Source organism: Streptomyces sp. NPDC030143, assembly GCF_055573695.1.
Map to the genome: position 1 here is coordinate 676,777 of NZ_JBVIAY010000001.1, position 21,512 is coordinate 698,288.

General features: G+C 74.3%; 21 protein-coding genes and 1 tRNA gene. 13 read left to right on the top strand and 9 right to left on the bottom strand.

Annotated features, from left to right (window positions below; genetic code table 11):
* Position 1: 1 nt before the first annotated feature.
* Complete coding sequence (locus ACZ4YY_RS02980) at positions 2–394, bottom strand: hypothetical protein (RefSeq protein ID WP_468283079.1); 393 nt, start codon at positions 392–394, stop codon at positions 2–4.
* A 119-nt stretch (positions 395–513) separates the two neighbouring features.
* Between ACZ4YY_RS02980 and ACZ4YY_RS02985 the strand changes: the two genes are divergently transcribed.
* Complete coding sequence (locus ACZ4YY_RS02985) at positions 514–930, top strand: DnaJ family domain-containing protein (protein ID WP_468283082.1); 417 nt, start codon at positions 514–516, stop codon at positions 928–930.
* Between the two features lie 71 nt (positions 931–1,001).
* Here the strand turns inward: ACZ4YY_RS02985 and ACZ4YY_RS02990 are convergent, their stop codons facing one another.
* Together ACZ4YY_RS02990 and ACZ4YY_RS02995 are read right to left on the bottom strand one after the other, a co-directional pair.
* On the bottom strand, positions 1,002–1,700 hold the full coding sequence (locus ACZ4YY_RS02990) for a hypothetical protein (RefSeq protein WP_468283084.1): 699 nt from the start codon (positions 1,698–1,700) through the stop codon (positions 1,002–1,004).
* A gap of 3 nt (positions 1,701–1,703) precedes the next feature.
* Positions 1,704–2,387 carry a hypothetical protein gene (locus ACZ4YY_RS02995; RefSeq protein ID WP_468283087.1) on the bottom strand — a complete coding sequence of 228 codons (684 nt, stop codon included), beginning with the start codon at positions 2,385–2,387 and terminating at the stop codon, positions 1,704–1,706.
* A 145-nt stretch (positions 2,388–2,532) separates the two neighbouring features.
* Between ACZ4YY_RS02995 and ACZ4YY_RS03000 the strand changes: the two genes are divergently transcribed.
* The gene (locus tag ACZ4YY_RS03000) at positions 2,533–3,048 is read left to right on the top strand and encodes a GNAT family N-acetyltransferase (RefSeq protein WP_468283090.1); all 516 of its coding nucleotides are present in this window, start codon (positions 2,533–2,535) and stop codon (positions 3,046–3,048) included.
* Here ACZ4YY_RS03000 and ACZ4YY_RS03005 read toward each other — a convergent pair.
* Positions 3,041–5,089, bottom strand: coding sequence for a DHA2 family efflux MFS transporter permease subunit (locus ACZ4YY_RS03005; protein WP_468283093.1), 2,049 nt, complete (start codon positions 5,087–5,089; stop codon positions 3,041–3,043). The genes ACZ4YY_RS03000 and ACZ4YY_RS03005 overlap by 8 nt on opposite strands.
* Before the next feature lie 170 nt (positions 5,090–5,259).
* Here ACZ4YY_RS03005 and ACZ4YY_RS03010 point away from each other — a divergent pair, with 170 nt between their 5' ends.
* On the top strand, positions 5,260–6,690 hold the full coding sequence (locus ACZ4YY_RS03010; protein WP_468283096.1) for a peptidoglycan-binding domain-containing protein: 1,431 nt from the start codon (positions 5,260–5,262) through the stop codon (positions 6,688–6,690).
* A 100-nt stretch (positions 6,691–6,790) separates the two neighbouring features.
* Here ACZ4YY_RS03010 and ACZ4YY_RS03015 read toward each other — a convergent pair whose 3' ends face one another.
* On the bottom strand, positions 6,791–7,453 hold the full coding sequence (locus ACZ4YY_RS03015) for an HAD-IA family hydrolase (RefSeq protein WP_468283099.1): 663 nt from the start codon (positions 7,451–7,453) through the stop codon (positions 6,791–6,793).
* Between the two features lie 186 nt (positions 7,454–7,639).
* Entirely contained in the window at positions 7,640–8,221 is a 582-nt protein-coding gene (locus ACZ4YY_RS03020) for a TMEM165/GDT1 family protein (RefSeq protein WP_468283102.1), read from the bottom strand.
* A 397-nt stretch (positions 8,222–8,618) separates the two neighbouring features.
* On the opposite strand from ACZ4YY_RS03020, the gene ACZ4YY_RS03025 reads away from it, so the two are divergent.
* The 5 genes from ACZ4YY_RS03025 (at position 8,619) to ACZ4YY_RS03045 (ending at position 14,890) form a co-directional block, all read left to right on the top strand.
* Positions 8,619–9,263: an HNH endonuclease family protein gene (locus tag ACZ4YY_RS03025; RefSeq protein WP_468283105.1), complete on the top strand. Its 645-nt coding sequence runs from the start codon at positions 8,619–8,621 to the stop codon at positions 9,261–9,263.
* Between the two features lie 76 nt (positions 9,264–9,339).
* Positions 9,340–10,980 carry an alkaline phosphatase D family protein gene (locus ACZ4YY_RS03030; RefSeq protein ID WP_468283108.1) on the top strand — a complete coding sequence of 547 codons (1,641 nt, stop codon included), beginning with the start codon at positions 9,340–9,342 and terminating at the stop codon, positions 10,978–10,980.
* Positions 10,981–11,319: 339 nt separating this feature from the next.
* Positions 11,320–13,212: an FAD/NAD(P)-binding protein gene (locus tag ACZ4YY_RS03035; protein WP_468283111.1), complete on the top strand. Its 1,893-nt coding sequence runs from the start codon at positions 11,320–11,322 to the stop codon at positions 13,210–13,212.
* 96 nt (positions 13,213–13,308) lie between these two features.
* Complete coding sequence (locus tag ACZ4YY_RS03040; protein WP_468283114.1) at positions 13,309–13,761, top strand: DoxX family protein; 453 nt, start codon at positions 13,309–13,311, stop codon at positions 13,759–13,761.
* A 493-nt stretch (positions 13,762–14,254) separates the two neighbouring features.
* A complete protein-coding gene (locus ACZ4YY_RS03045; RefSeq protein ID WP_468283117.1) occupies positions 14,255–14,890 on the top strand; it encodes a DedA family protein in 636 nt (211 codons plus the stop codon).
* Positions 14,891–15,176: 286 nt separating this feature from the next.
* Here the strand turns inward: ACZ4YY_RS03045 and ACZ4YY_RS03050 are convergent, their stop codons facing one another.
* Positions 15,177–15,419, bottom strand: coding sequence for a DUF2277 domain-containing protein (locus ACZ4YY_RS03050; protein ID WP_468283120.1), 243 nt, complete (start codon positions 15,417–15,419; stop codon positions 15,177–15,179).
* A 135-nt stretch (positions 15,420–15,554) separates the two neighbouring features.
* Here ACZ4YY_RS03050 and ACZ4YY_RS03055 point away from each other — a divergent pair, with 135 nt between their 5' ends.
* A complete protein-coding gene (locus ACZ4YY_RS03055; RefSeq protein ID WP_468283123.1) occupies positions 15,555–16,454 on the top strand; it encodes a ketopantoate reductase family protein in 900 nt (299 codons plus the stop codon).
* Here the strand turns inward: ACZ4YY_RS03055 and ACZ4YY_RS03060 are convergent.
* A complete protein-coding gene (locus ACZ4YY_RS03060) occupies positions 16,444–16,974 on the bottom strand; it encodes a GNAT family N-acetyltransferase (protein WP_468283126.1) in 531 nt (176 codons plus the stop codon). The genes ACZ4YY_RS03055 and ACZ4YY_RS03060 overlap by 11 nt on opposite strands.
* A gap of 371 nt (positions 16,975–17,345) precedes the next feature.
* Here ACZ4YY_RS03060 and ACZ4YY_RS03065 point away from each other — a divergent pair, with 371 nt between their 5' ends.
* Positions 17,346–18,194: a serine hydrolase domain-containing protein gene (locus ACZ4YY_RS03065; RefSeq protein ID WP_468283129.1), complete on the top strand. Its 849-nt coding sequence runs from the start codon at positions 17,346–17,348 to the stop codon at positions 18,192–18,194.
* Positions 18,195–18,414: 220 nt separating this feature from the next.
* Entirely contained in the window at positions 18,415–18,765 is a 351-nt protein-coding gene (locus tag ACZ4YY_RS03070) for a hypothetical protein (protein ID WP_468283132.1), read from the top strand.
* Between the two features lie 253 nt (positions 18,766–19,018).
* Here ACZ4YY_RS03070 and ACZ4YY_RS03075 read toward each other — a convergent pair.
* Positions 19,019–19,093: transfer RNA gene (locus tag ACZ4YY_RS03075), tRNA-Val, on the bottom strand.
* Between the two features lie 180 nt (positions 19,094–19,273).
* Between ACZ4YY_RS03075 and ACZ4YY_RS03080 the strand changes: the two genes are divergently transcribed.
* Positions 19,274–20,044 carry a DUF4097 family beta strand repeat-containing protein gene (locus ACZ4YY_RS03080; RefSeq protein ID WP_468283134.1) on the top strand — a complete coding sequence of 257 codons (771 nt, stop codon included), beginning with the start codon at positions 19,274–19,276 and terminating at the stop codon, positions 20,042–20,044.
* Between the two features lie 74 nt (positions 20,045–20,118).
* A complete protein-coding gene (locus ACZ4YY_RS03085) occupies positions 20,119–21,498 on the top strand; it encodes a coiled-coil domain-containing protein (RefSeq protein ID WP_468283137.1) in 1,380 nt (459 codons plus the stop codon).
* The last annotated feature ends 14 nt before the right edge of the window (positions 21,499–21,512 follow it).

The window sequence follows — 21,512 nt, forward strand, 5'->3', positions numbered from 1 at the left end:
GTCAGGCCTCGTGGTAGAAGCCGACGTTGACGCTGCGCGGCCCGGTGCGGTCCACGACGACGATCTCGCCGGCGCCGCCCCGCGGCAGCTGCACGGTCCCGCCGTAGGCGATGGGCCGGGCGTACTCGCCGACCACCAGCCGGACCTCGGAGGAGGGGTCCGGCTGGGAGCCGCGCAGCCAGGAGACCTGCCAGACGCCCTCGGGGCCGCAGAGGAACTCCAGGTGGACGCGGGAGACGAACAGCCAGTCATCGGGGGTCACGAGGCGGCACACCGACTTGTCCCGGCCCACCCGCAGCACGGCGCCCGGGTCGCTCGGCGCGTCGGCCATGAGCATGCCGGCCGTGGCACCCTCTTCCGCCCCGGAGACGGTGGCCATGGTGAGTTCGAGCACGTGCGCTCCTCGTGAGGTGTCCGACGGTGTCTGAAGGCCTGCTGGGCCGCCGCAAGTGACCTTGCTCGGCCGCCGCATACTAAATCGCCCGGGCCCGTCGCGTCCGGCACAATGGACGCATGACCGAGCGAAAGCCACCCGGCGTTCCGTTCGAGTCCTGGGTGGACAAGCAGATCCGCGACGCGCAGGCCCGCGGCGAGTTCGACCAACTCCCGGGTGCGGGCAAACCGTTGGCCCCGGGCACCGACTCCTCGTATGACGAACTGTGGTGGGTCAGGCGCAAGATGGCGCGGGAGGGGCTGTCGGTGCTTCCGCCGGCGCTCGCGTTGCGCAAGGAGGCCGAGGACGCCCTGGCGGCGGCGTACGCGGCTCCGTCGGAGCGCCTCGTCCGGAAGATCCTCACGGACGTCAACGTGAAGCTCCGCGACATGATGTTCAAGCCGCCGCCCGGCCCCCCGCTGGGCATGAAGCCGTACGACGTCGAGGCGGTCGTACGGCAGTGGCGGGAGCGCCGGGCGGCGGGGGAACTGCCTTAGAGCTTGGAACAAAAAGGGAGCCCGGCTCGCGGCGTCCCCTTTCGGTCCGGAGCGCTTAGTCATCCATGCGGTCACACGTGCAGCAGCCGCTCCGTGAGTTCGCGGTAGTCCCGCAGGGCCAGGCGGAGCTGTTCGGTGTCGGCGCTCGTGGCGGAGTCGCCCTTGCGGCCCTCCGCGAGCTGCCAGGAGCCGCGCAGGGTGCGGCGGTGGCGGTCGACGGCGTCGGTGAAGCGCGCGGCCAGTTCCTCCAGGACATGGTCGGCCTCCTCGACGGCGCTCCGGGGGTGGTCGACGAAGTCCGCGACGGCGTGCCGCATGCGCGAGGAGAGCTGGTCGCACTCCTCGTGCGGGAGCAGCGGGGAGGCGCTGCGGCCGTCATCCGTCCGCCCCTCTCCGGGGCCCGTGCCGCCCGTCCGCCCTGCGCCGGGGCCCGTGCCGCCCGGTCCCGATCCGGGGTCCAGGTCGCCGATTCCCCTGCCGGGGCCCGCTCCGGTTCCCGTGCCGGGGCCCGTGGTCCCGGGCGCCGGGGCCTCGCGGCCCTCGACACCGGCCCTGGCTCCCCTGGCGTCCCCGGACCCGCCGCTCTCCCGGAACTCCCGGGCGTCGCGGGTGTCGCGGGTGTCCCTCGTGTCCGCGGTGAACGCGGCCCGCGCCTCCGCGGTCGTCGCCGGGGCCTGCTGGTCGCCCGCGGCCACCACGGGGGGCCGCTCCTGGGGCCGGGCCTGGGGCCGTTGCTCGGGGCCCGGCCCGCTGGGTGTCACGTCCCGCATCTGTCAGCCCTCCTTGGTCTGGTGCCGGTGGAAGCCGAACGGCATGTGGTGGCCCTGGCGGGCCCGGTTCGGGCGGTCGTCGGCGGACCGGGCGGCCACGCGGTGCCGGCCGGTCTCGTGCCGGCCCTGCCCGATCAGTTCGTCGAAGAGGCGGCGGGCCTCGACCATGGCGGTCCGAAGCTCCTCGGTGCCGGGCGTCCGGCCGTCCGCCGCGCCGCCGTCGGCCCCCACCCGCGCCGCGTGGTGCACGTGCCGGTAGCCGTTGACGTGGTCCGCGTGGTGCACGGCCAATGCGGCGACCTGCTCCTCGTACTGCGCGCCGTCGGGGTAGCCCCGGGCGCCGGCCAGCTCCGCGACCAGCCGGTCGGCCTCGACGACGGCCTCGCGCGGCGAGTCGACGAAGCGCTCCTGCGCGGCCGTCCAGCGGGCCTCGAACCGCTCGCGCTCCGCGGGCTCCAGAGGCCGCTCGCGCAGCCCGCCGTGCCGCTCCACGAGGGCTTCGAGTTCCCGCTCGGCCGCCTTGACGTCGCCGTCGTGGCGGGCGACGGCCCGGTCGTACTCGGGTCCGAAGCGGTGCTTCAGACTGCGTCCCGCGTGGGGCCCGCGGGCCCGCACGGCCAGGACGGCCGCGACGGCTACGACGGCCGCCACGATCACGATCAGAGCGATGATCACGCCTGTGGACATGGTTGCCTTCCGGTGTGTCGGCCCCACGGGCCGGTTCACGGTTCGGGTTGCCCGGACCGGCGCGGGCAAACGGCGCGCTCCCGGGGCGGGCCGGAGCGCCAATTCGTTTGCGGGGCGGGCGGTGTCGGTCCCGACAATGGCCGCCATGAACTGGACCATCACTGCCGAACCCGTGGACTCACCCGTCGCCGCCGCCCTGTGGCGGGCCTACTACACCGAGGTCAGCGACCGCTGGTACCTGCTGCACGAAGGGCGCCGCACCGACCCCGACGAGCTGGAGCGCGAGATCGCCGCCGACACGGGCGACGGGCTGGCGCCGCCGGATGGACGGCTGCTCGTCGCGCGCCACGACGGTGAGCCGGCCGGCATGGCGGGCGTGCGGCTGGTGGACGCGGCCACCGCCGAGCTCAAGCGGGTCTTCCTGACGCCGCAGGTCCGGGGCAGGGGCGGAGCGGCCCTGCTGGTCGGGGCCGCCGAGGACACCGCCCGCGCGCTCGGCGCCGGGCGGATGATCCTCGACACCCGCGGCGACCTGGTGGAGGCCCGTGCGCTGTACGCGCGGCTCGGCTACGCGGAGACCGAGGCGTACAACGACGACCCGTACGCCGAGCACTGGTTCGCCAAGGAACTCGTCGGCCGGGCGCACGGGAGCGTCAGCTGAACCGGGTCACCGGCCGGACGTCGTGGGGCTGTTCGCGGACGGAGCCGCACAGCTCGCCGTTGAGCTCATGCACCAGGTGCTGCAGGTCGGTGGGCCGGTCCGGCCCCCACCAGTCGCCGAGCAGTGCGGCGAGGGACTCCTCGCGGGCCGTGGCGAGCCGTTCGGCGACCTCGCGGCCCCGCGGGGTCAGGACCAGGTCGAGGCCCTCGCGCAGGGCGAGGCGCCGCTCCTCGATCTGCCGGGCCGCCTCCAGGATCACCGGGAGCGGGACGGGGGCGCGCTGGGCGAGCACGGCCGGCTCGACACTGCCGTAGCGCCTGATGCGCAGCAGCATCCAGCTCGCCGACGGGAGGAGGTCGTAGCCGGCCCTGGCGGTGATCCGGCGGTAGATCTCGCGGCGGCCCTCGCGGGTGCCGAGGACGGACAGCGCACGGCACACCTCGTCGTGGGAGGAGCGCTCGACGGGGTTGCTGGCGAGTGTCTCGGTCACGTCCGGGGCGGTGACCGAGCCGCGCAGCGGGTCCTCGCGCAGGAACCAGGCGAGGACGAAGCCGAGGAGGGCGACGGGGGCGGCGTACAGGAAGACGTCGGTGATGGAGGACGCGTAGGCGTGCAGGACCGGTGGGCGCAGGCCGGGCGGCAGTTCGGCGACGACCCGCGGGTCGGCCTCCAGCGCGTCGGCGGACACCCCGGCCGGCAGGCCGACGCCCCGGAAGGCGTCGGTGAGTTCGTCGCCGAGCCGGTTCGCGAAGACCGTGCCGAAGACGGCGACGCCGAAGGACGCGCCGATGGAGCGGAAGAAGGTCGCGCCGGAGGTGGCGACGCCGAGGTCCTCGTAGGAGACCGCGTTCTGCACGATGAGCACCAGGACCTGCATCACCAGGCCGAGCCCCAGCCCGAAGACGAAGAAGAACGCGCTGATCTCGGCCGTGGAGCTGTTCTCGTCGAGCCGGTGGAGCAGGAGCAGGCCGATGGTCGTGACGGCGGTGCCCGTGACCGGGAAGACCTTCCAGCGACCGGTGCGGCTGACGATCTGTCCGGACACCGTCGACGACAGCAGCATGCCGGCCACCATCGGCAGCATGTGCACGCCCGACATGGTCGGTGAGACGCCCTGCACGACCTGGAGGAAGGTCGGCAGGTAGGTCATCGCGCCGAACATCGCGAAGCCGACGACGAAGCTGATGACGGCGGAGAGGGTGAAGGTGCGGACGCGGAACAGTTTGAGGGGCAGGACGGGTTCGGCCGCCCTGCGCTCCACGGCCACGAATGCCACCGCCAGGATTACGCCCAGCACGGCCAGCGCGACGATCTGCGGCGAACCCCAGCCCCAGGTGGTGCCGCCGAGGGAGGCCACCAGCACGAGACAGGTGGCGACGGAGGCGATGAGGAGGGTGCCGAGGTAGTCGATGACGTGCCGGGTCGCCCTGCGCGGGATGTGCAGCACGGTCGCGATGACGGCGAGCGCGACGACCCCGACGGGCAGGTTGACGTAGAACACCCAGCGCCAGCTCAGGTGCTCGGTGAACAGGCCGCCGAGCAGCGGGCCGAGGACGCTGGTCGCGCCGAACACCGCACCGAACAGGCCCTGGTAGCGGCCGCGTTCGCGCGGCGGGACGATGTCGCCGACGATCGCCATCGACAGCACCATCAGCCCGCCGCCGCCGAGCCCCTGCACCGCCCGGAAGGCGATCAGCTGGGGCATGTTCTGCGCCGTTCCGCACAGCGCCGAACCGATCAGGAAGATCACGATCGCGGTCTGGAACAGCCGCTTGCGCCCGTACTGGTCGCCCAGCTTGCCCCACAGCGGCGTGGCGGCCGTCGAGGCCAGCAGGTACGCCGTGACCACCCAGGACAGGTGCTCCATGCCGCCGAGTTCGCTGACGATGGTGGGCAGCGCGGTGGAGACGATCGTCTGGTCGAGGGCCGCGAGCAGCATGCCGAGCAGCAGGGCGCCGATCGAGACGAGGACGTTGCCGGAAACACGCTCCTGGCGCGGATCGGGTGGATCCGCCGTCCGGGCGTGCGCGTCCAAGGCCATGGATGCCTCCTGAGGCTCGCGTGCACCTTCCATCGTGATCGGTGTGACCCGTTATGGCCTCTTGAGTCCTGCGCCACCGTGTCGGAAGCCCCTGTTCCGGGGGCCGAGGGCGCACGGTTGTGTGGAGGATCTGCATAATCTCTGGAATTCGTATGGGGAGGGACGAACAGGTGAACGATCCGACGGGGCGGCAGAGGCGACCGGGGCAGCACGGGCTTCCGTGCCCGGAGTGCGGAGCGCTGCGCGCGGCGGACAACACCCCGTCGTGCTCCTGCGCTCTGCGCGCGTCGGAGGCCCTGCGCGACACCCGCGAGGCGGAGGCGGCCGCGGCCGAGGACTTCGACCCGCTGCGGATACGCCCCTACGTGGAGCTCGGCGAGGCAGCCGGAGCACCGCGACGGGACGACACGGAGGGGCCGGGGGGCCGGGGCGGCGGCGCCGGGGCGGCGCCGGGCGGCGACCGTGCCGGGGCGCCGGGCGCCGTCGGCGGCCGCACCGCATGGGGCGAGGGAACCGGACAGACCGCGCACGGCGGCGGCGCGGGGCCGGCAGCGGGCGGCGGCGTGAGGCCGACGTCCGGGGCGTCGGGCGCCGGAGCGGGAGCCGAGGACGCGACGACGGACGCCGGAGCCGGACGGACCGCGCGGGGTGAGGATGCCGGGCAGGCGTCAACGGGCGTCGGACCGCTTGCCTGGGGCGGCGGACGCACCGGGTCCACGGCGGCGGGCGGCTCGGCCGGGTCCACGACGGCGGGCGGCGCGGCCGGGGCCGCCGGGCTCGGTACCGGTGACGTCTCGGCGGACGAGGTGACGGTGGCGCTGCCGGCCGTGCCGCCGGTCGCTGGGGAGCCGCTGACCACCGTGCTGCCCGTGCCGCTCGCCCCGGCGGGCGCCGAGCCCCGCACCACCGACCTGAGCCTGTTCGGACCGGGGGACGGCGGCCCGCGGTACGGCGAGGACGGCGACGGCGTGCGGCCGCGCACGCGGCGCCGCCGCACCCTGCTGGTCGCGACCACCGGTGCGGTCGTCGCGGTGCTGGCGGCGGCCGGGGTCGCGAGCGGGCTGTTCTCCTACGAGAAGCCGACCCGGGACGAGGCCGCCCCCGAGGACGTGCGGGCGGCCGTGCCGGAACCGTCGACCAGCCCTGCCTCCGCCTCCCCGTCGTCGCCGAGCCCGTCCCCGCCCCCGCCCCCGTCGAGAACCGGCGCCTCCGCGTCCCCCTCCCCGAGCGAGAGCGCCTCGCCGTCCCCCGAGGTCTCCACCGCCGCGCCGTCGCCCTCGCTGTCGGTGGAGCCGAGCGCCGGCGAGCCGACGGCGGGCGTCGGCGGCTCCCTGCCGCCGGGCAACGGCGCCGACGCGGCCCTGCCCAGCACCGAGGTGACCGTGCTGCGCCGCGGCGACCGCGGGGCGGAGGTGACCGAACTCCAGCTACGCCTCGGGCAGTTGCTCCTCTACAGCGACGAGGCCGACGGCCAGTTCACCGACCGGGTCGAGAGCGCGCTGCGGAACTACCAGTGGTCCCGGGGCGTCCGGGACGACGAGCTCGGGGTGTACGGGGAGGCGACGCGGGAGCGGCTGGAGTCGGAGACGAAGGAGCCGTAGGCGGGGCGTCCCGCCCACGGAAGAAGGAGCCGTAGCCGGGGCGTCCCGCCCACGGAACGAAGGATCCAGGCGGGGCGTCCCGCCCACCGGTGCGCTGACGTCATCCCACGTGGACGCGGATCTCCGCCCCCACGGCCTCCACCCGCACCCGCGTGAGGTCCGGCACCACCACGTCCGGCCGGTACGGCGCCGCCCGCCCGCCGACCCCCACGACCCGCATGCCGGCCGCGCGCCCGGCGGCGATCCCCGCCCCGGAGTCCTCGAACACGACACAGTCCGCCGGGTCCACCCCCAACTCGGCCGCGCCCTTCAGGAACCCCTCGGGGTCGGGCTTGCTCGCCCCCACCGACTCGGCGGTGACGCGCACCTGCGGCAGCGGCAGTCCCGCCGCCGCCATCCGCGCCGTGGACAGCGGGACGTCCGCCGAGGTGACCAGCGCGTGCGGCACGCCCCGCAGCGACGCGAGGAAGCCGGGCGCGCCGGGCACAGGCACGACGCCGTCCAGGTCGGCGGTCTCCTCGGCCAGCATCCGCGCGTTGTCGGCGTGGTTCAGCTCCATGGGGCGGTCGGGCAGCAGTACGGCCATGGAGGCGTGACCCTGGCGGCCGTGGACGACCTTCATCACCTCGTCGCCGTCGAGCCCCTGCCCCTCGGCCCAGCGCCGCCAGACGCGTTCCACGACCGCGTCGGAGTTCACGAGGGTGCCGTCCATGTCGAGCAGGAGGGCGCGGGCGGTCAAGACGGTGGACACGGCGGCCGGCATCGGCGACTCCAAGCGCGTACGGGCCCTGCGGGCAGGGGAACAAGGCGGCCCCGCCCGCCGGTCAGGGAAAACGGGCGGGAGCCACTTTGTTCCTCCACGGTACAAAACAATGCGGGGGTCACGCCACCCTCCCGGGAAGGCGTTCACCTCCCGTTCAGCCCGCCCGGCCGGCCGGCGGTCGCGGAATCACCCGGTGACCGCCTCCCACAGGCTCCACACGCCGAGGGCGAGCATCAGCACCGCCGCGATCTGCGTGATCAGCTTCAGCGGCACCCTCTTCATCAGCGCCTTCCCGCCGACGATGCCGAGCCCGGCCACCGCCCACAGTGCCAGCACCGCGCCGAGGCCGACGGAGAGCGGGTCGTCGTAGCGGGCGGCGAGGTTCGCCGTCATGATCTGGGTGAGGTCGCCGAACTCGGCGACCAGGATGAGCATGAAGCCCGCGCCGGAGACCTTCCAGAAGGACTGGTTCTCGGGCTTGCGGATCTCCTCCTCGTCCTCGTCCTTCTTCATCAGCAGCACCGCCGCGCCGCCCAGGAACAGCACGCCGGTCAGCGCGTGCACGATCTGCTGGGGCAGCAGCGTCAGCACACTGCCGGCCGCGACGGCGAGCGCGACGTGCAGCGCGAAGGCGGCGGCCACGCCGGCGAAGACGTACGAGGCGCGGTAGCGGGTGCCGAGGACGAGGCCGGCGAGGGCGGTCTTGTCCGGCAGTTCGGCGAGGAAGACGACGCCGAAGACGAGCGCCGTCACGGTCAGGCTGATCAAGGGTCCTCAATCGGTCGGGGCCGCCCCACCGAGAGTGCTGCTTCCTTCGCACGGGACACCTCGGCACGGCAGCACACGGCATCCGCGCCGTACGGCACGGATGGGCACTGCTTGCCGAAGGTCTCGCTGGCCGGCCCCACCGCGGGCCTGCCTCCGGGCGCCGGCCCAGACGGGCTGAGCAGTGTGTCGACGGTCCGGCGAAGAGCTACTCCCCTTCAACGCCGTCCATATTACGTGACCGTCACACCGGCGCCGTGACAGGGAAAACCCGCCGCACACCTTGTCATGTCATGTACGCGTCACTAACTTCTCACCGCGCGCACATCTCCCCGCAACGGGGCGCCGCGAGCATTCCCACGCTCGCACCCCAACGCCCCACTTCCTCCCTGGAGTTCGCATGCCGAAGTTCTACGCGCGTCGACGGGTCAGCATACTCGCGGCGCTCACCGGCCTCACAGCCTGTGTGACGCTCCTGTCCGCCCCGAGCGCCTCCGCCGCCCTCCCCACCCCGGTCAGCGCCGCCACCGCCCGCACCTACCTCGCCTCGCTCACCGTGGCGACCGAGGACCGCACCGGCTACAGCCGTGACCTGTTCCCGCACTGGATCACCCAGTCGGGCACCTGCAACACGCGGGAGACGGTCCTCAAGCGCGACGGCTCGAACGTCGTCACGGACTCCGCCTGCGCCGCCACCAGCGGCAGCTGGTACTCCCCCTACGACGGCGCCACCTGGACCGCCGCCTCCGACGTCGACATCGACCACCTCGTGCCGCTCGCCGAGGCCTGGGACTCCGGGGCCGACGGCTGGACCACCTCCCGGCGCCAGGCCTTCGCCAACGACCTCACCCGCCCGCAGCTCATCGCGGTCACCGACAACGTCAACCAGGCCAAGGGCGACCAGGACCCCGCCACCTGGATGCCCTCGCGCACGGCCTACCGCTGCACCTACGTCCGCGCCTGGGTCCAGGTGAAGTACTACTACGGACTCTCGGTCGACTCCGCCGAGAAGAGTGCCCTCACGAGCCACCTCGCGAGCTGCTGACCCGGATCACCGGCGGGAATCTCCCCATCGGCCTCCGTCGTTCCGTACCGTACGGGGCGACGGAGGAGGCGATCACGTGGCCGAACTGCGGCTGGGACCCCTGCTGAGATACGCCGACGGCTCGTCCGCGACCGTCTGGATGGAGACGAGCCGCCCGTGCGCCGCCGAGGTGCGCTGCGCGGACGGCTCCGGCGGAACCGCGGACACCTTCCAGGTGGCAGGCCACCACTACGCCCTGGTCGAGGTGACCGGCCTGACGCCGGGCGCCTCGACGCCGTACGAGGTCCTCCTCGACGGCACTCGTGTGTGGCCGCTGCCCGACTCCCGTTTCCCGCCGTCCGCGATCCGGATGCCGGTCGAGGACGGCGCGGTGCGGGTGGCCTTCGGTTCCTGCCGCTGGGCGGCGCCGCCGGCCGATGAGAAGGACCCCGTGGGCCCCGACGCCCTGGACGGTCTCGCCACCCGGATCGCCGCGGACCCGGAGGGCGAACGGCCGGACGTCCTGCTGCTGCTCGGCGACCAGGTCTACGCCGACGAGACCTCGCACTCCACCCAGCGCTGGCTGGCCGCCCGCCGCGACGTGGAGGAACCGCCGGGCACCGGGGTCGCGGACTACGAGGAGTACACCCACCTCTACTACGAGTCCTGGCTCGACCCCGCCGTGCGCTGGCTGCTGTCGACCGTCCCCACCTGCATGATCTTCGACGACCATGATGTGATCGACGACTGGAACACCTCCGCCTCCTGGGTGGCCGACATGCGGGCCACGACCTGGTGGCGCGAGCGGGTGCTGAGCGGGCTGATGTCGTACTGGGTCCACCAGCACCTCGGCAACCTCTCCCCGGCCGAACTGGCCGCCGACCCGCTCTACGCCGCCGTGCGCGACACGCCCGACGGCACCGACCTCGTGCGCGACTTCGCCTGCCGGGCCGACGCCGACCCGGCGTCCGTGCGCTGGAGCTACCGGCGCGACTTCGGGCGCGTGCGGCTGGTGATGGTGGACTCCCGGGCCGCGCGCGTGCTCGACGAGGACGAACGCTCGATGCTGGACCCGGGCGAGGAGCGATGGCTGCGCGAGCACGTGATGGACGCCCGCGGCTCCTACGACCACCTCCTCGTGGGCACCTCGCTGCCCTGGCTGCTGCCGCACCTGGTGCACGACGTCGAGGGCTGGAGCGCGGCACTGAGCCGGGGCGAGCGGGGCGGGCGCTGGGCGTGGTGGGCCGAGCGAGTGCGGCGGGCGGCCGACCTGGAGCACTGGGCGGCGTTCCCCACGTCCTTCGCCGCCCTGGCGGACCTCTTCACCCAGGTGGGGACGGGGCCGCAGGCACCGGCGACGGTGCTGGTGCTGTCGGGGGACGTGCACCACGCCTACGTCGCCGAGGCCCGCTGGCGTGCCGGCGCTCCCGACGCGCGGGTGCTGCAACTGACCTGCTCGCCCGTCCACAACTCCGTCCCGATGTCGATCCGGGTCGGGTTCCGGTTCGGCTGGAGCGCTCTGGCGCGCGCCCTCGGGCGCCGGTTCCGCCGCCACGGGCGGTGCGCCCGGCCACCGGTGAGCTGGCGCAAGACCGGCGGCCCCTGGTTCGGCAACCAGCTCATGACCCTGACCCTGCGCGGCCGTTCGGCCCGGCTGCGGCTGGAACACGCGCGCGTGGAACCGGACGGCGCGTCGCGCCTGACGGCGGTGTCGGAGTCGGAGCTGAGCCAGGGGTGAGGGAACGCCGCAGCCGGGCGAGGGGCGACGGGGCCGGTAGCGAGGCGCTCGCGGTCGGCCGGGACGGGAGGCGCCCGTGACGGGGCCCGCACGACTGAGCGGCAACGCCGGGTTGGGCACAGGTAGATCGACATCGGCTGGGAAGCCTGTTCGACCTGGACGCCGTGGCTCAGCATCAGCACCGGCCGGCCGTGATCCTCGCCGAGTGACAGGAGGGAACCCTGGGACGCTCGGGGCGGGCGTTGGCTTCCGTGACTCCCGACGGCATGATGAGGCGGACCGTCCGCTTCCAAGGCGCGGTCCACTGCCCTGCGCCCCACACGCCCGGGAGTCACCCCCTTGTCTGCAACGACCGCGGCACCCGTGCCCGTCTCCGTCGCCGTGGTCGGCGCCGGGCCGCGCGGCACCAGCGTCCTGGAACGCCTCTGCGCCTCCGCCCCGGAACTGCTGCCCCCCGGCGCCCGGCTGACGGTCCATGTGGTCGACCCGGACCCGCCCGGACCGGGCCGGGTCTGGCGCACCGGACAGTCGCCGGAACTGCTGATGAACACCGTGGCCTCGCAGGTGACGCTGTTCACCGACGACAGCGTGGACTGCGCGGGTCCGATCCGGCCCGGCCCGAGTCTGCACGAGTGGGCGGGCGGCGAGCTGGGCCCGGACGCGTACCCGACCCGCGCCCACTACGGCCGTTACCTGGAGTGGGTGTTCGCGCGGACGGTGCGCGAGGCGCCGCGGTCGGTGCGGGTGGACACGCACCGGGCCCGCGCGGTCCGGCTCGACGAGGACGCCGACGGCCGCCAGGTGCTCACCCTGGACGACGGCCGGGTGCTGCCCGGGCTGGCCGCCGTGGTCCTCGCGCAGGGCCATCTCCCGGTGGTCGCCGACGCGGACCGGCGGCGCCATGCCGCGCACGCCGAACGGCACGGCCTGCGCCACGTCCCGCCCGCGAACCCGGCCGACGTCGACCTGTCGGCCGTCGCACCCGGCGAACCGGTTCTGCTGCGCGGCCTGGGCCTGAACTTCTTCGACCACACGGCCCTGCTGACGACCGGGCGCGGCGGCCGCTTCGTCCCCGCCGCAGGGGGCGGCCTGCGGTACCTGCCCTCAGGCCGCGAGCCGCGCCTGTTCGCCGGCTCCCGGCGCGGCGTCCCGTACCAGGCGCGCGGCGACAACGCCAAGGGGCCCTACGGCCGGCACACCCCGCTCGTGCTCACCCCGGAGGTGGTCTCCGGCTTCCGCAAGCGCGCGGACTCCGGGGACGCGCCCGACTTCCTCGCGGAGATATGGCCGTTGGTGGCGAAGGAGGTGGAGACGGTCTACTACGCGGCCCTCGTACGGCACCGGGAGTTCGCCGAGCGCTTCCTCGCCGTGCCCCACCGCGACCCCGGGGAGTCCCAGGTCCTCGACGCGTTCGGCGTGCCCGAGGCGGACCGCTGGAGCTGGGACCGCGTCGCGCGACCGTACACGGGACGGGAGTTCGCGCATCCGGGGCAGTGGCGGGAGTGGCTGCTGGGCCATCTGCGCCGGGACGCCGAGCAGGCCGCGCTGGGCAATGTGCGGGGCCCGTCGAAGGCGGCCCTGGACGTGCTGCGGGACCTGCGCAACGAACTGCGGCTGGTCGTCGACCACGGGGGCCTTCCCGGCGCCTCCCGCCGGGACCACCTCGACCGCTGGTACACCCCGCTCAACGCCTTCCTGTCGATCGGCCCACCCCGCCGCCGGATCGAGGAGCTGGCCGCACTCGTGGAGGCGGGGGTGGTCGAGGTGCTGGGGCCGCGGCTGGAGGTGCGGGAGGAGGACGGAGCCTGGCGGGCGCACTCCCCGGACGTGCCGGGGTCGGGGGCGCGGGTGACGACCCTCATAGAGGCCCGGCTTCCGGAACCGGATCTGCGCCGCACCGCCGATCCGCTGCTCGCCGGATTGCTGCGGAGCGGCCAGTGCCGACCGCACACGGTCGACGGTTACGTGACCGGGGGGCTGGATGTGGCACCCCGCCCGTATCATCTGATAGACCGTCAAGGTCGGCCCCACACACGGAGGTTCGCCTTCGGAGTGCCCACGGAGGGCGTCCACTGGGTGACCGCGGCGGGCGCCCGTCCGGGTGTGGATTCGGTCACTCTTTCGGACGCGGACGCCGTGGCGAGAGCCGCCCTACGTGCGGCGGCGACGGAAGCGGAGTCTCCAGTAGAGGTCAAGCCATGGCCAAATGTTGAACTTGCAAGCATCGATTAGGCACGCCTACCGTGGGTCGCTCATTCGGTACCGCCTCCCCACGGCCGGCCCGTCCCCGGCCGGTCGCCGACCGACACCGAAGGAGTCACCCCCCACATGTCCGCTCGACTCGACACCGCCCAGCCCTACGCGATCGGCCTGTTCCGCATCGTCGTCGGCCTGCTCTTCGCCTGCCACGGCGCCGCCTCGCTCTTCGGCGTCCTCGGCGGCACCGACACGAACGGCGGCACGGTCGAGGCCGGCACCTGGCCCGGCTGGTACGCGGCCGTCATCCAGCTCGCCTGCGGCAGCCTGGTGCTGCTCGGCCTCGGCACCCGCGCCGCCGCGTTCCTCGCCTCGGGCTCCATGGCGTACGCCTACTTCAAGGTCCACCAGCCGGAGGCACTGTGGCCCATGGAGAACGGCGGTGAGGCCTCCGCGATGTTCTGCTGGGCCTTCCTGCTGCTGGTGTTCACCGGCTCCGGCGCGTTCGGCCTGGACCGCCTGTTCGCCAGGCGCACGGCGCGGGCACAGGAACCCGCGGCACGGAAGACGACGGTCACGGCCTGAAGGGTTCCTTGCACTGATGCCCGCCTGGGCCGCGCGGCCCAGGCGGGCATCAGTGCAAGGAACCCCAGGGCCACGTGGACCTGGGCGCCCTCTCCGCAACCGGCGGGAGGGCGCCTTCCACTCGCCGCGAGGGGGGCCGGTCATGCCGTGACCGGGGGCGGGTGTGCGGTGACCTGGCCGGTGATGCCGCGACCCGGCGGGTGATCGTGCCGCCGAAGGTGGTGACCTCGGCGGGTGACCGGGCGCCTCCCTTCAGGCCACGCCCGCTGCCGGTGACCGGACGGTGCCCAGGCCCTGACCGCTGCCGGTGACCGCACTGTGCGAAGGCCGTGGCCGCTTGCGAGTGAACGTGCTGTGCCGAACACACGCGCCCCCCGTGAATCAACTGTCACACCCTCGGCGTACGCTGTATGGCTGTCATTGGCCGCAACTGCCGCTCCCCCGCGACACGCGGCACGGTACGGCCGCACGGGGGAGACACGGGGAGTCAGCGGTGTTCGAGAATGTGGGGGCGTGGGCGTTGTTGCTCGGCGCCCCGTGGATCTACGCCCTGGTGGCGCTGTCGGTCCTGCTGGACGTGTTCCTGCCGGTGCTGCCGAGCGGGGTGCTCGTCATCGCGGCGGCGACCGCGGCGGCCGCGGGCTCGGGCGCCGCGACCGGGCGCGTCCCGCACGAGGTGCCCGACATCCTGGCCCTGATCCTCTCCGCGGCGACCGCGTCCGTCCTCGGTGACCTGGCCGCGTACCGGCTGGCCTATCGCGGCGGGGAACGCCTGGACCGCGCGATCTCGCGCTCACGGCGCCTCACCACGGCGCAGGAACGTCTCGGCGGGGCGCTCGCGCAGGGCGGCGGCGCGCTGGTCGTCCTCGCCCGCTTCGCCCCCGCCGGCCGCTCGGTCGTCTCCCTCATCGCCGGAGCCGCCCACCGCCGCCCCCGCGACTTCCTCCCCTGGTCCGCCCTCGCGGGCCTGTCCTGGGCCGCCTACAGCGTCGCCCTCGGCTACTTCGGCGCCCACTGGCTGGGCGCGACCTGGCTGGCGACGGGCGTCTCCATCCTGGCGCTCTTCGGAGCGGGCGCGGGGGCGGCGTACGTGATGCGCCGCCGCCCGGCGGGTGCCCCTCCCGTCTGACCTGCTCGTGGCCCCTCGATCCCGGTGACGCGGGGCCGCGGCCGGCGGATCGGTGGTGAACGTCGCCGTCGGGTCGACGGGACGTGCGCATCCCACCGAGTCCTGCGCCGGGTGCGGCGGGGTTCGGGGCGGAGGCGGGGGCTGGTCATCGCCGCGGGGTGCGGGAGGTTCGTGGCTGGTCGCGCAGTTCCCCCCGGCCCTGGGCGGGGACGGTCACGTCGGCCGGCCCGCCCGGCCCCTCGGCCGCGCCCCCTGGGCAGGGGCAGGCGTGCCGTCGGGGCGCTCCCTACGTGGTTGCCGGGGCTTCCGTCGGGTGGTGGGCGCCTCTGATCTCCAGGTCGGACAGCAGGTCCGCCGTCGCCGCCGCGATCGTCTCCACCGCCGTGTCGAACACCTCCCGGTTGTGCGCGGCCGGGGCCCGGAAGCCGGACACCTTCCGCACGTACTGAAGGGCCGCGGCCCGGATCTCCTCTTCCGTGGCCTCTCCGGCCAGCATGGGCGGACGCAAGGTCTTGATACTCCGGCACATGCCCCCAGTCTGCCCCCGACCGCCCCCGCCCCGCGCCCTCCCTGTGCCCTTCCCCCGCGTCCTACCCCCTGTCATGATCACCTCGAAGGCGGCCACCATCCACGGGGCCGACCGACGAGAGGAACACGACGCACCATGGCGAACGAACTCAGCGTGGCCGTACTCGGTCCCGGAGGGGTCGGCGGGCTCCTCGCCGCGCTCCTGGCGCGCGCGGGCCACCGGGTGACCTGCCTGGCCGGCGACGACACGGCCGCGACACTGCGCGCCCAGGGCATCGAGGTCCGCAGCCGCACGTTCGGCGACTTCACCGCCGAGGTCGACGCGGACACCACCCTGCGCACCCCGGTCGACGCCGTCCTGATCGCCGTCAAGCACACCACGCTCGACGCGGCACTGTCCCGCCTGCCCGCGCAGGCCCTCGGCGACGCCCTCCTCGTGCCGTTCCTGAACGGCGTCGAGCACCCGGCCGCGCTGCGCGCCGCGCACCGCCCCGACCGGGTCGCCCCCGGCGTCATCCGCGTCGAGTCGACCCGCGTCGCGCCCGGGGTCATCGAACACGCCAGCCCGTTCGCGGAGATCGATCTCGCCGGCGACCCGGTGCCCGCCCCGCGTCTGGAGGCGCTCGCGCAGGCGCTGACGTCGGCCGGCCCGACCACCCGCGTCCTCCCGGACGAGACGACCGCCCTCTGGGCGAAGATGGCCTTCCTCGCCCCCTTCGCCCTGCTCACCACGCGGTACGCCCTCCCCCTCGGCGAGGTCCGCACCCGTCACCGCGACGAGCTGGTCGCCCTGGTGGAGGAGACCGCCGCCGTCAGCCGCGCCTGCGGCGCCCCCGCGGACCCGGCTCAGGCGCTCGCCCGCTACGACGCCTTCCCGCCCGCCACCAGGTCGTCGATGCAGCGCGACGCCGAGGCCGGCCGTCCCCTCGAACTCGACGCGATCGGCGGGGCGTTGCTGCGCGCGGCGGACCGGCACGGGGTCTTCGTGCCGGTGGCGGTGCGCGTGGTGAAGGAGTTGGCCGGCGCTACGGGGTGACGCCGGCGCGCAGGTCGACGTACCAGTCGTGGGATCTGATCCGGTTCCCCTTCGGGTACTCGAAGTCGACCTGCCCGAGGAGGGTGAACCCGGCCTTGCGGCACACCCCGTTGGACGCGGGGTGGTCCACGGAGGGGAACGCGTGCAGGGCCGGGTGGCCGCCGGTGCGCCGTACGACGTCGACGAGCGCCCGCGCGGCCTGCGCGGCGAGCCCCCGGCCCTGGAACTCGGGGAGGATCCCCCAGCCGGTCTCCCACACGGTGCCGCCCCGCCACTCGCGTTCCCAGTAGCCGATCGAGCCGACGGTCTCGCCGCCCTCCTCCAGCTCGACCCGGTACATGCGCCCGTTCTCCGGTGTGACGTACCGCCGGTGCCGGTCCGCGATCCTCTCCTCGCTCTCGGGCCCGCCGAGGTGTTCGGTCATCTCGGGGCTGTTGGCCAGCCGCAGCAACCAGAGGTCGCCCTCCGACCAGGGCACCAGCCGCACCCGCTCCCCGCCGTCCGTACGCGTGAGTTCCATGCCGCCACCGTAGGACACGGGTCTGACAGCGCCACCCGGCCCCGAGGCCCGCCCCTGACCCTGCGTCAGGGTCCGGAGGCCGCCTCGCAGTACGATCATCAGGGACCGCCCCGAGGACGTCGTCCGGGGGCCGTCCGCGACCGGGGGAACGGGCGCGCCGCGGGGCACGCGTGCGGGAGGGGACCAGGGGGATCGCGTTGCGGACGATCGGACGATCGGGGCGGGACGCGTGGGGGCACCGGCGGTACGCCGCCGGCGCCGTGCCGGACCGGTCCGCGACCGGCCGCCCACGGACGCCGACGTCCCGCCGGCCCGGATGACACTCCGGCCCCGCTCCCCCTTCGACGCCGACCGCTGGAACTGGTGACCGCATGATCCGACCCTTCGCCCGCCGTGTGCCGACCTGTGTGCTGAGCGACGCTGCCGTGCCCGCCGTCGACGACGGGCACGCCGTGGACCGCTTCGTCGAGATCGGCTCGCTCACCAAGGTCGTCACCGGCACCCTGCTGACCCGCCTGGCGGCGGCGGGGATGCTGTCCCCCGACGACCCGGTCGAACGATGGCTGCCCGACGCCCCGCCGACCGGCATCACGCTGCTCCACCTGGCCCGGCACACCTCGGGCCTGCCGCGCCTGCCTCCGGGCCTCGGGCTCAGGGACCCGTACGCGGGCTTCGACCGCACGGCACTGCGCCGGCTGCTGCCCCGACTCGACGCCCTCGCCACCCGCCCGCCCGGCGAGGAGGAGGAGTACTCCAACTTCGGCTACGCCCTTCTCGGCGAGGCCCTGACCGTCGCGGGCGGCGCCGGGTACGAGGAACTGGTCGCGGAGCACGTCCTGCGCCCGCTGGACATCACGGAGATGACCGCGCACCCCGACCCGGCCCGGCGCCTGACCGCCCACGGTCTCTTCGGCCTGCCCCACCGCCCCTGGACCATGGACGGCGCGATCCTGCCCGCCGGGGGCCTGTGGGCCACCCCCCGCGCGGCCGCCGACCTCGTCGTACGGCTCCTGGTGGAGCGGCGTCTGGGGGATCCCGCGCCGAGCTGGCAGCGGTCGGGCTCCCTTCTGTGGCACAACGGCGCGACCCGCCACGCCTCCCTCTTCGGCGGCGCGACGGACGACGGCCACTGGGTGCTGGTCCACCGTCTCAACGCGCCCCCGGACGAGACGGACCGCGTAGGCGTCGACACCCTGAAACGCCACCGGTCCGCCTCCTGACCCCTTGCCGGAGGCGGGAGCGGGGAAGCCACCCGGCAGGGCAGCCCACCCCGCGGTCCCACCCCGCGGTCCCACCCCGCGGTCCCACCCCGCGGTCCCACCCCGCGGTCCCGGCGCGCGGCTCCGCCCGCGGCGGCCCCGCACACCACCCCCTCACTCGAACGCATGAACCACCCGTAGCGAGTCGCCACCCAAATTCGAACAGGCGTAGCATTGTCGTGTGGCTAAGACCTTCGACTTTCCCAGCGACCTGCGCGCCGGTCAGGAGGAGCTGCATCAGGTCCGGGCCGAGCTGTCGGCCCTGCTGAAGCGGCTCCCCTGGTCGGTCGAGCCGCTGGACGGCTTCAGCGACGACGGCGGCTGGCGCAAGGTGGAGCGTCCCGCCTCCCCCGGCTGGACGGCGGACGAACAGGCCGAGGTGGAGAAGCTCCGGCGACGGGAGCACGAGCTGGCGGTGTTCGTCTCCGGCCACCGCTTCTGGACGGAGGTCGCGGCGGAGGACCGGGTGGAGGCCCGCATGCGTCTCAAGCACGCCCACGAGACACCGCCCGGCAACGAGGAGGCCCCCTAGGAGTGCAGCGAAAGCCCCGTCCCGCCCGCATCGCCCGGCAGGGCCGGTTCGGGAGGACACCTTCCCGCCCTTCCCGCGGCGCATCGCCGCGTCGTCGGGACACACCCGGTACGCGGACGACCCTCCGCCCTGCGATGCGGCGCACCGGGCGCCGCGTGCCCCGCCCTCCGGGCGGACGACGCTCCTTCGAAACACCCCCCAGCACACGCGAAGAGGGCCCCCGGAACGCTCCGGGGGCCCTCTTCGCATCTCCTGGTGGGCGCGGACGGTTTCGAACCGCCGACATCCTGCTTGTAAGGCAGGCGCTCTACCCCTGAGCTACGCACCCAGGACGAGTCGACAGCCTACCTTGCCCGAGGCCCTGCCCCGCAAACCCGCCCGGGGGTTATCCCCACCCCGGATGCGGGAGCGCACCGGATCGTCCGGCGGACCGCGGCTGCCTACCGTCGTAGGCACGACAGCGCGGCACCGACGCGGACCGACGGTCCGCTTCCAGGGGGAGAGAAGCATGGCCCGTCCCACCGTTCCCACTCGTACGGTGCTCGTCACCGGGCTCGTCGTGGCCCTCGCCGCGACCACCGGCGCCTGTGCCTCCGCGGGCGACGACGCGCACCCCGAGCAGCGGTCCTTCGCCCTGCAGGGCGCCACCCTGACCATCGACTCCGACGACTCGGCGCTCGAGATCGTCGCCTCGGCCCAGCAGAAGAAGGGCGCGGTGGAGGTCACCCGCTGGTTCGACGGCTCGGTCGTGGTCGGCGGCGAGCCGAAGGTGACGTGGGCGATGAAGGACGACCGGCTGGTGCTGCGCATGCACTGCTCCGGCGTGGTCGCCGACTGCGCGGCCAAGCACCGCGTCGAGGTGCCCCGCGGTGTCGCCGTCAAGGTGGAGGACGACGACGGCAGCGTCCGCGCCCGGGGGTTCGAGGACGCGCTCAGCATCCGCACGGCCGACGGCTCGGTCCGGGTCACCGACTCCAGCGGCCCGCTCGACCTGCGCTCCGACGACGGCTCGGTGCGCGCGGACGTCTCCTCCCGCCGGGTCAGCGCACACACCCGCGACGGCTCCATCCGCCTCGGTCTGAGCGCCGTACCGGACCGGGTGGAGTCGGTGAGCGACGACGGCTCGGTGACCGTCACGCTGCCCCGTGCCACCTACCGGGTGTCGACCCGCACCGGCGACGGCTCCGTGGACGTGTCGGTGGCGCACGACGCCTCGAGCGCGCACCTGGTGTCCGCGCGGACCGAGGACGGCAAAGTCACCGTCAGGAACGCGAACTGACCGACCCGTGTGTTCGTCTGTTACCGGTGGGAGAATGACACCGGGCAGGGCGGATCACAGCACGGGAGAGGGATGTGACGGCGACACCAGCGCAGCCGTATTCGCCGGCGGTGTCGCGCGCACGCCTGAGAGCGCTCGGCGACACCCTCACCCTCGTCGCCCTCCCCCTCGTCGCCGTCCTGGCGCTGCCCGCCGCGTTCGCCGGCGGCGGCACCCGGCGCTGGTTCGGGGGGCGGTCGGAGAGCCAGCGGGCCGAGGCGCAGGCCGCGAAGGACGCCGCGGCGGCCGCGTTCTACGAGCTGGACACCGCCCAGCGCGATCTGCGGATCTCCGTCGAGACGATCACGGTGGTCGACGACTCCCCGGCGGCCCGGCGCGCGGTCGCCGACTTCGAGGCGATCGGCCGGCGCATCGACGAGGCCAGCCAGCAGTACATCCAGGCCGTCGACGCCCACGACCTCGACCGCGACGACCTGGAGGCCTCGGCGGCCGGCCGGGCCCGGGCGGAGCTGACCCGCGCCAAGGACGAACTGGAGCGCGTGAAGCGGGAACTGGACCGCTTCACGGAGGGCCTGGGTCCGCTGCTGGGCAAGGCCGAGACGCAGTTGGCCCGTCTCGCGCCCGCCGTGGAGCGCGCCCGGCAGGCCCTGCTGGCCGCGTCGAACGCGCTGGACGCCGTCCGGGCCACGGGACTGAACGCGGACGACCTCGCGGCCCGGCTGGCGGCGCTCGCCCCGGAGCTGACCCGGCTCAACCAGGGCGCCGGCCAGCACGGCGTGCCGCAGACCCTCGAACGGGCCGAGCGGGTCTCCCGGGAGGCCGAGGCGGTCCGCTCCCAGGCCGAGCGACTGCCGGAGAAGGCCGCCGAGATCGACCACCGGCTGGTGTCGCTGCGCACCCGTGCGCAGGCCCTGACCACCCGGGCCGCGCAGGTCGAGCCGGTGCTGAGCGAGCTGCGGCGGCGGTTCACCGCGGCCTGCTGGCAGGACCTCCAGCCCGTGCCCCAGCAGGCCGTGGAGCACGTACGGCAGGCCGAGGCGAAGCTGGCCGAGGCGCGGGCCGCGCGGGACGCCCAGCGCTGGCCGGACGCCACCGCGCTGCTGTCCACGGCGCGCGCCCTGCTCAACGCCACCGACGAGGCGGTCTCGGCCGCGGGGGACCGCCTGAACAGGCTGAACGCGGTACAGAAGGACCCGCGCCAGGAGATCGAGCGGACCCGGTTCGCGATCCGGGACGCACAGCGTCTCGCCATGGCCGGCCGCAACACGCCCGACCCGCGGCACGCGCGGCCGCTGGACGACGCGGTGGCAAGGCTGGAGCGGGCGATCACCACCCTGGAGGGCCGCCACCCCGACTACTGGCACTTCCTGACGGAGACGGAGGCCGTCCGCCACACCGTCGCCGACGTCGTGTCCCGCATCCGCGAGGAGCGCGGGGCAGCGGCCGGCCACTGAGTCGGCGGGCCGCC

Coding starts and splice junctions, on each gene's coding strand:
- ACZ4YY_RS02985 (WP_468283082.1), top strand. CDS start 514: ATGACCGAGCGAAAGCCACCCGGCGTTCCGTTCGAGTCCTGGGTGGAC.
- ACZ4YY_RS02990 (WP_468283084.1), bottom strand. CDS start 1,700: ATGCGGGACGTGACACCCAGCGGGCCGGGCCCCGAGCAACGGCCCCAG.
- ACZ4YY_RS02995 (WP_468283087.1), bottom strand. CDS start 2,387: ATGTCCACAGGCGTGATCATCGCTCTGATCGTGATCGTGGCGGCCGTC.
- ACZ4YY_RS03000 (WP_468283090.1), top strand. CDS start 2,533: ATGAACTGGACCATCACTGCCGAACCCGTGGACTCACCCGTCGCCGCC.
- ACZ4YY_RS03005 (WP_468283093.1), bottom strand. CDS start 5,089: ATGGCCTTGGACGCGCACGCCCGGACGGCGGATCCACCCGATCCGCGC.
- ACZ4YY_RS03015 (WP_468283099.1), bottom strand. CDS start 7,453: ATGCCGGCCGCCGTGTCCACCGTCTTGACCGCCCGCGCCCTCCTGCTC.
- ACZ4YY_RS03025 (WP_468283105.1), top strand. CDS start 8,619: ATGCCGAAGTTCTACGCGCGTCGACGGGTCAGCATACTCGCGGCGCTC.
- ACZ4YY_RS03040 (WP_468283114.1), top strand. CDS start 13,309: ATGTCCGCTCGACTCGACACCGCCCAGCCCTACGCGATCGGCCTGTTC.
- ACZ4YY_RS03050 (WP_468283120.1), bottom strand. CDS start 15,419: ATGTGCCGGAGTATCAAGACCTTGCGTCCGCCCATGCTGGCCGGAGAG.
- ACZ4YY_RS03055 (WP_468283123.1), top strand. CDS start 15,555: ATGGCGAACGAACTCAGCGTGGCCGTACTCGGTCCCGGAGGGGTCGGC.
- ACZ4YY_RS03060 (WP_468283126.1), bottom strand. CDS start 16,974: ATGGAACTCACGCGTACGGACGGCGGGGAGCGGGTGCGGCTGGTGCCC.
- ACZ4YY_RS03065 (WP_468283129.1), top strand. CDS start 17,346: ATGATCCGACCCTTCGCCCGCCGTGTGCCGACCTGTGTGCTGAGCGAC.
- ACZ4YY_RS03080 (WP_468283134.1), top strand. CDS start 19,274: ATGGCCCGTCCCACCGTTCCCACTCGTACGGTGCTCGTCACCGGGCTC.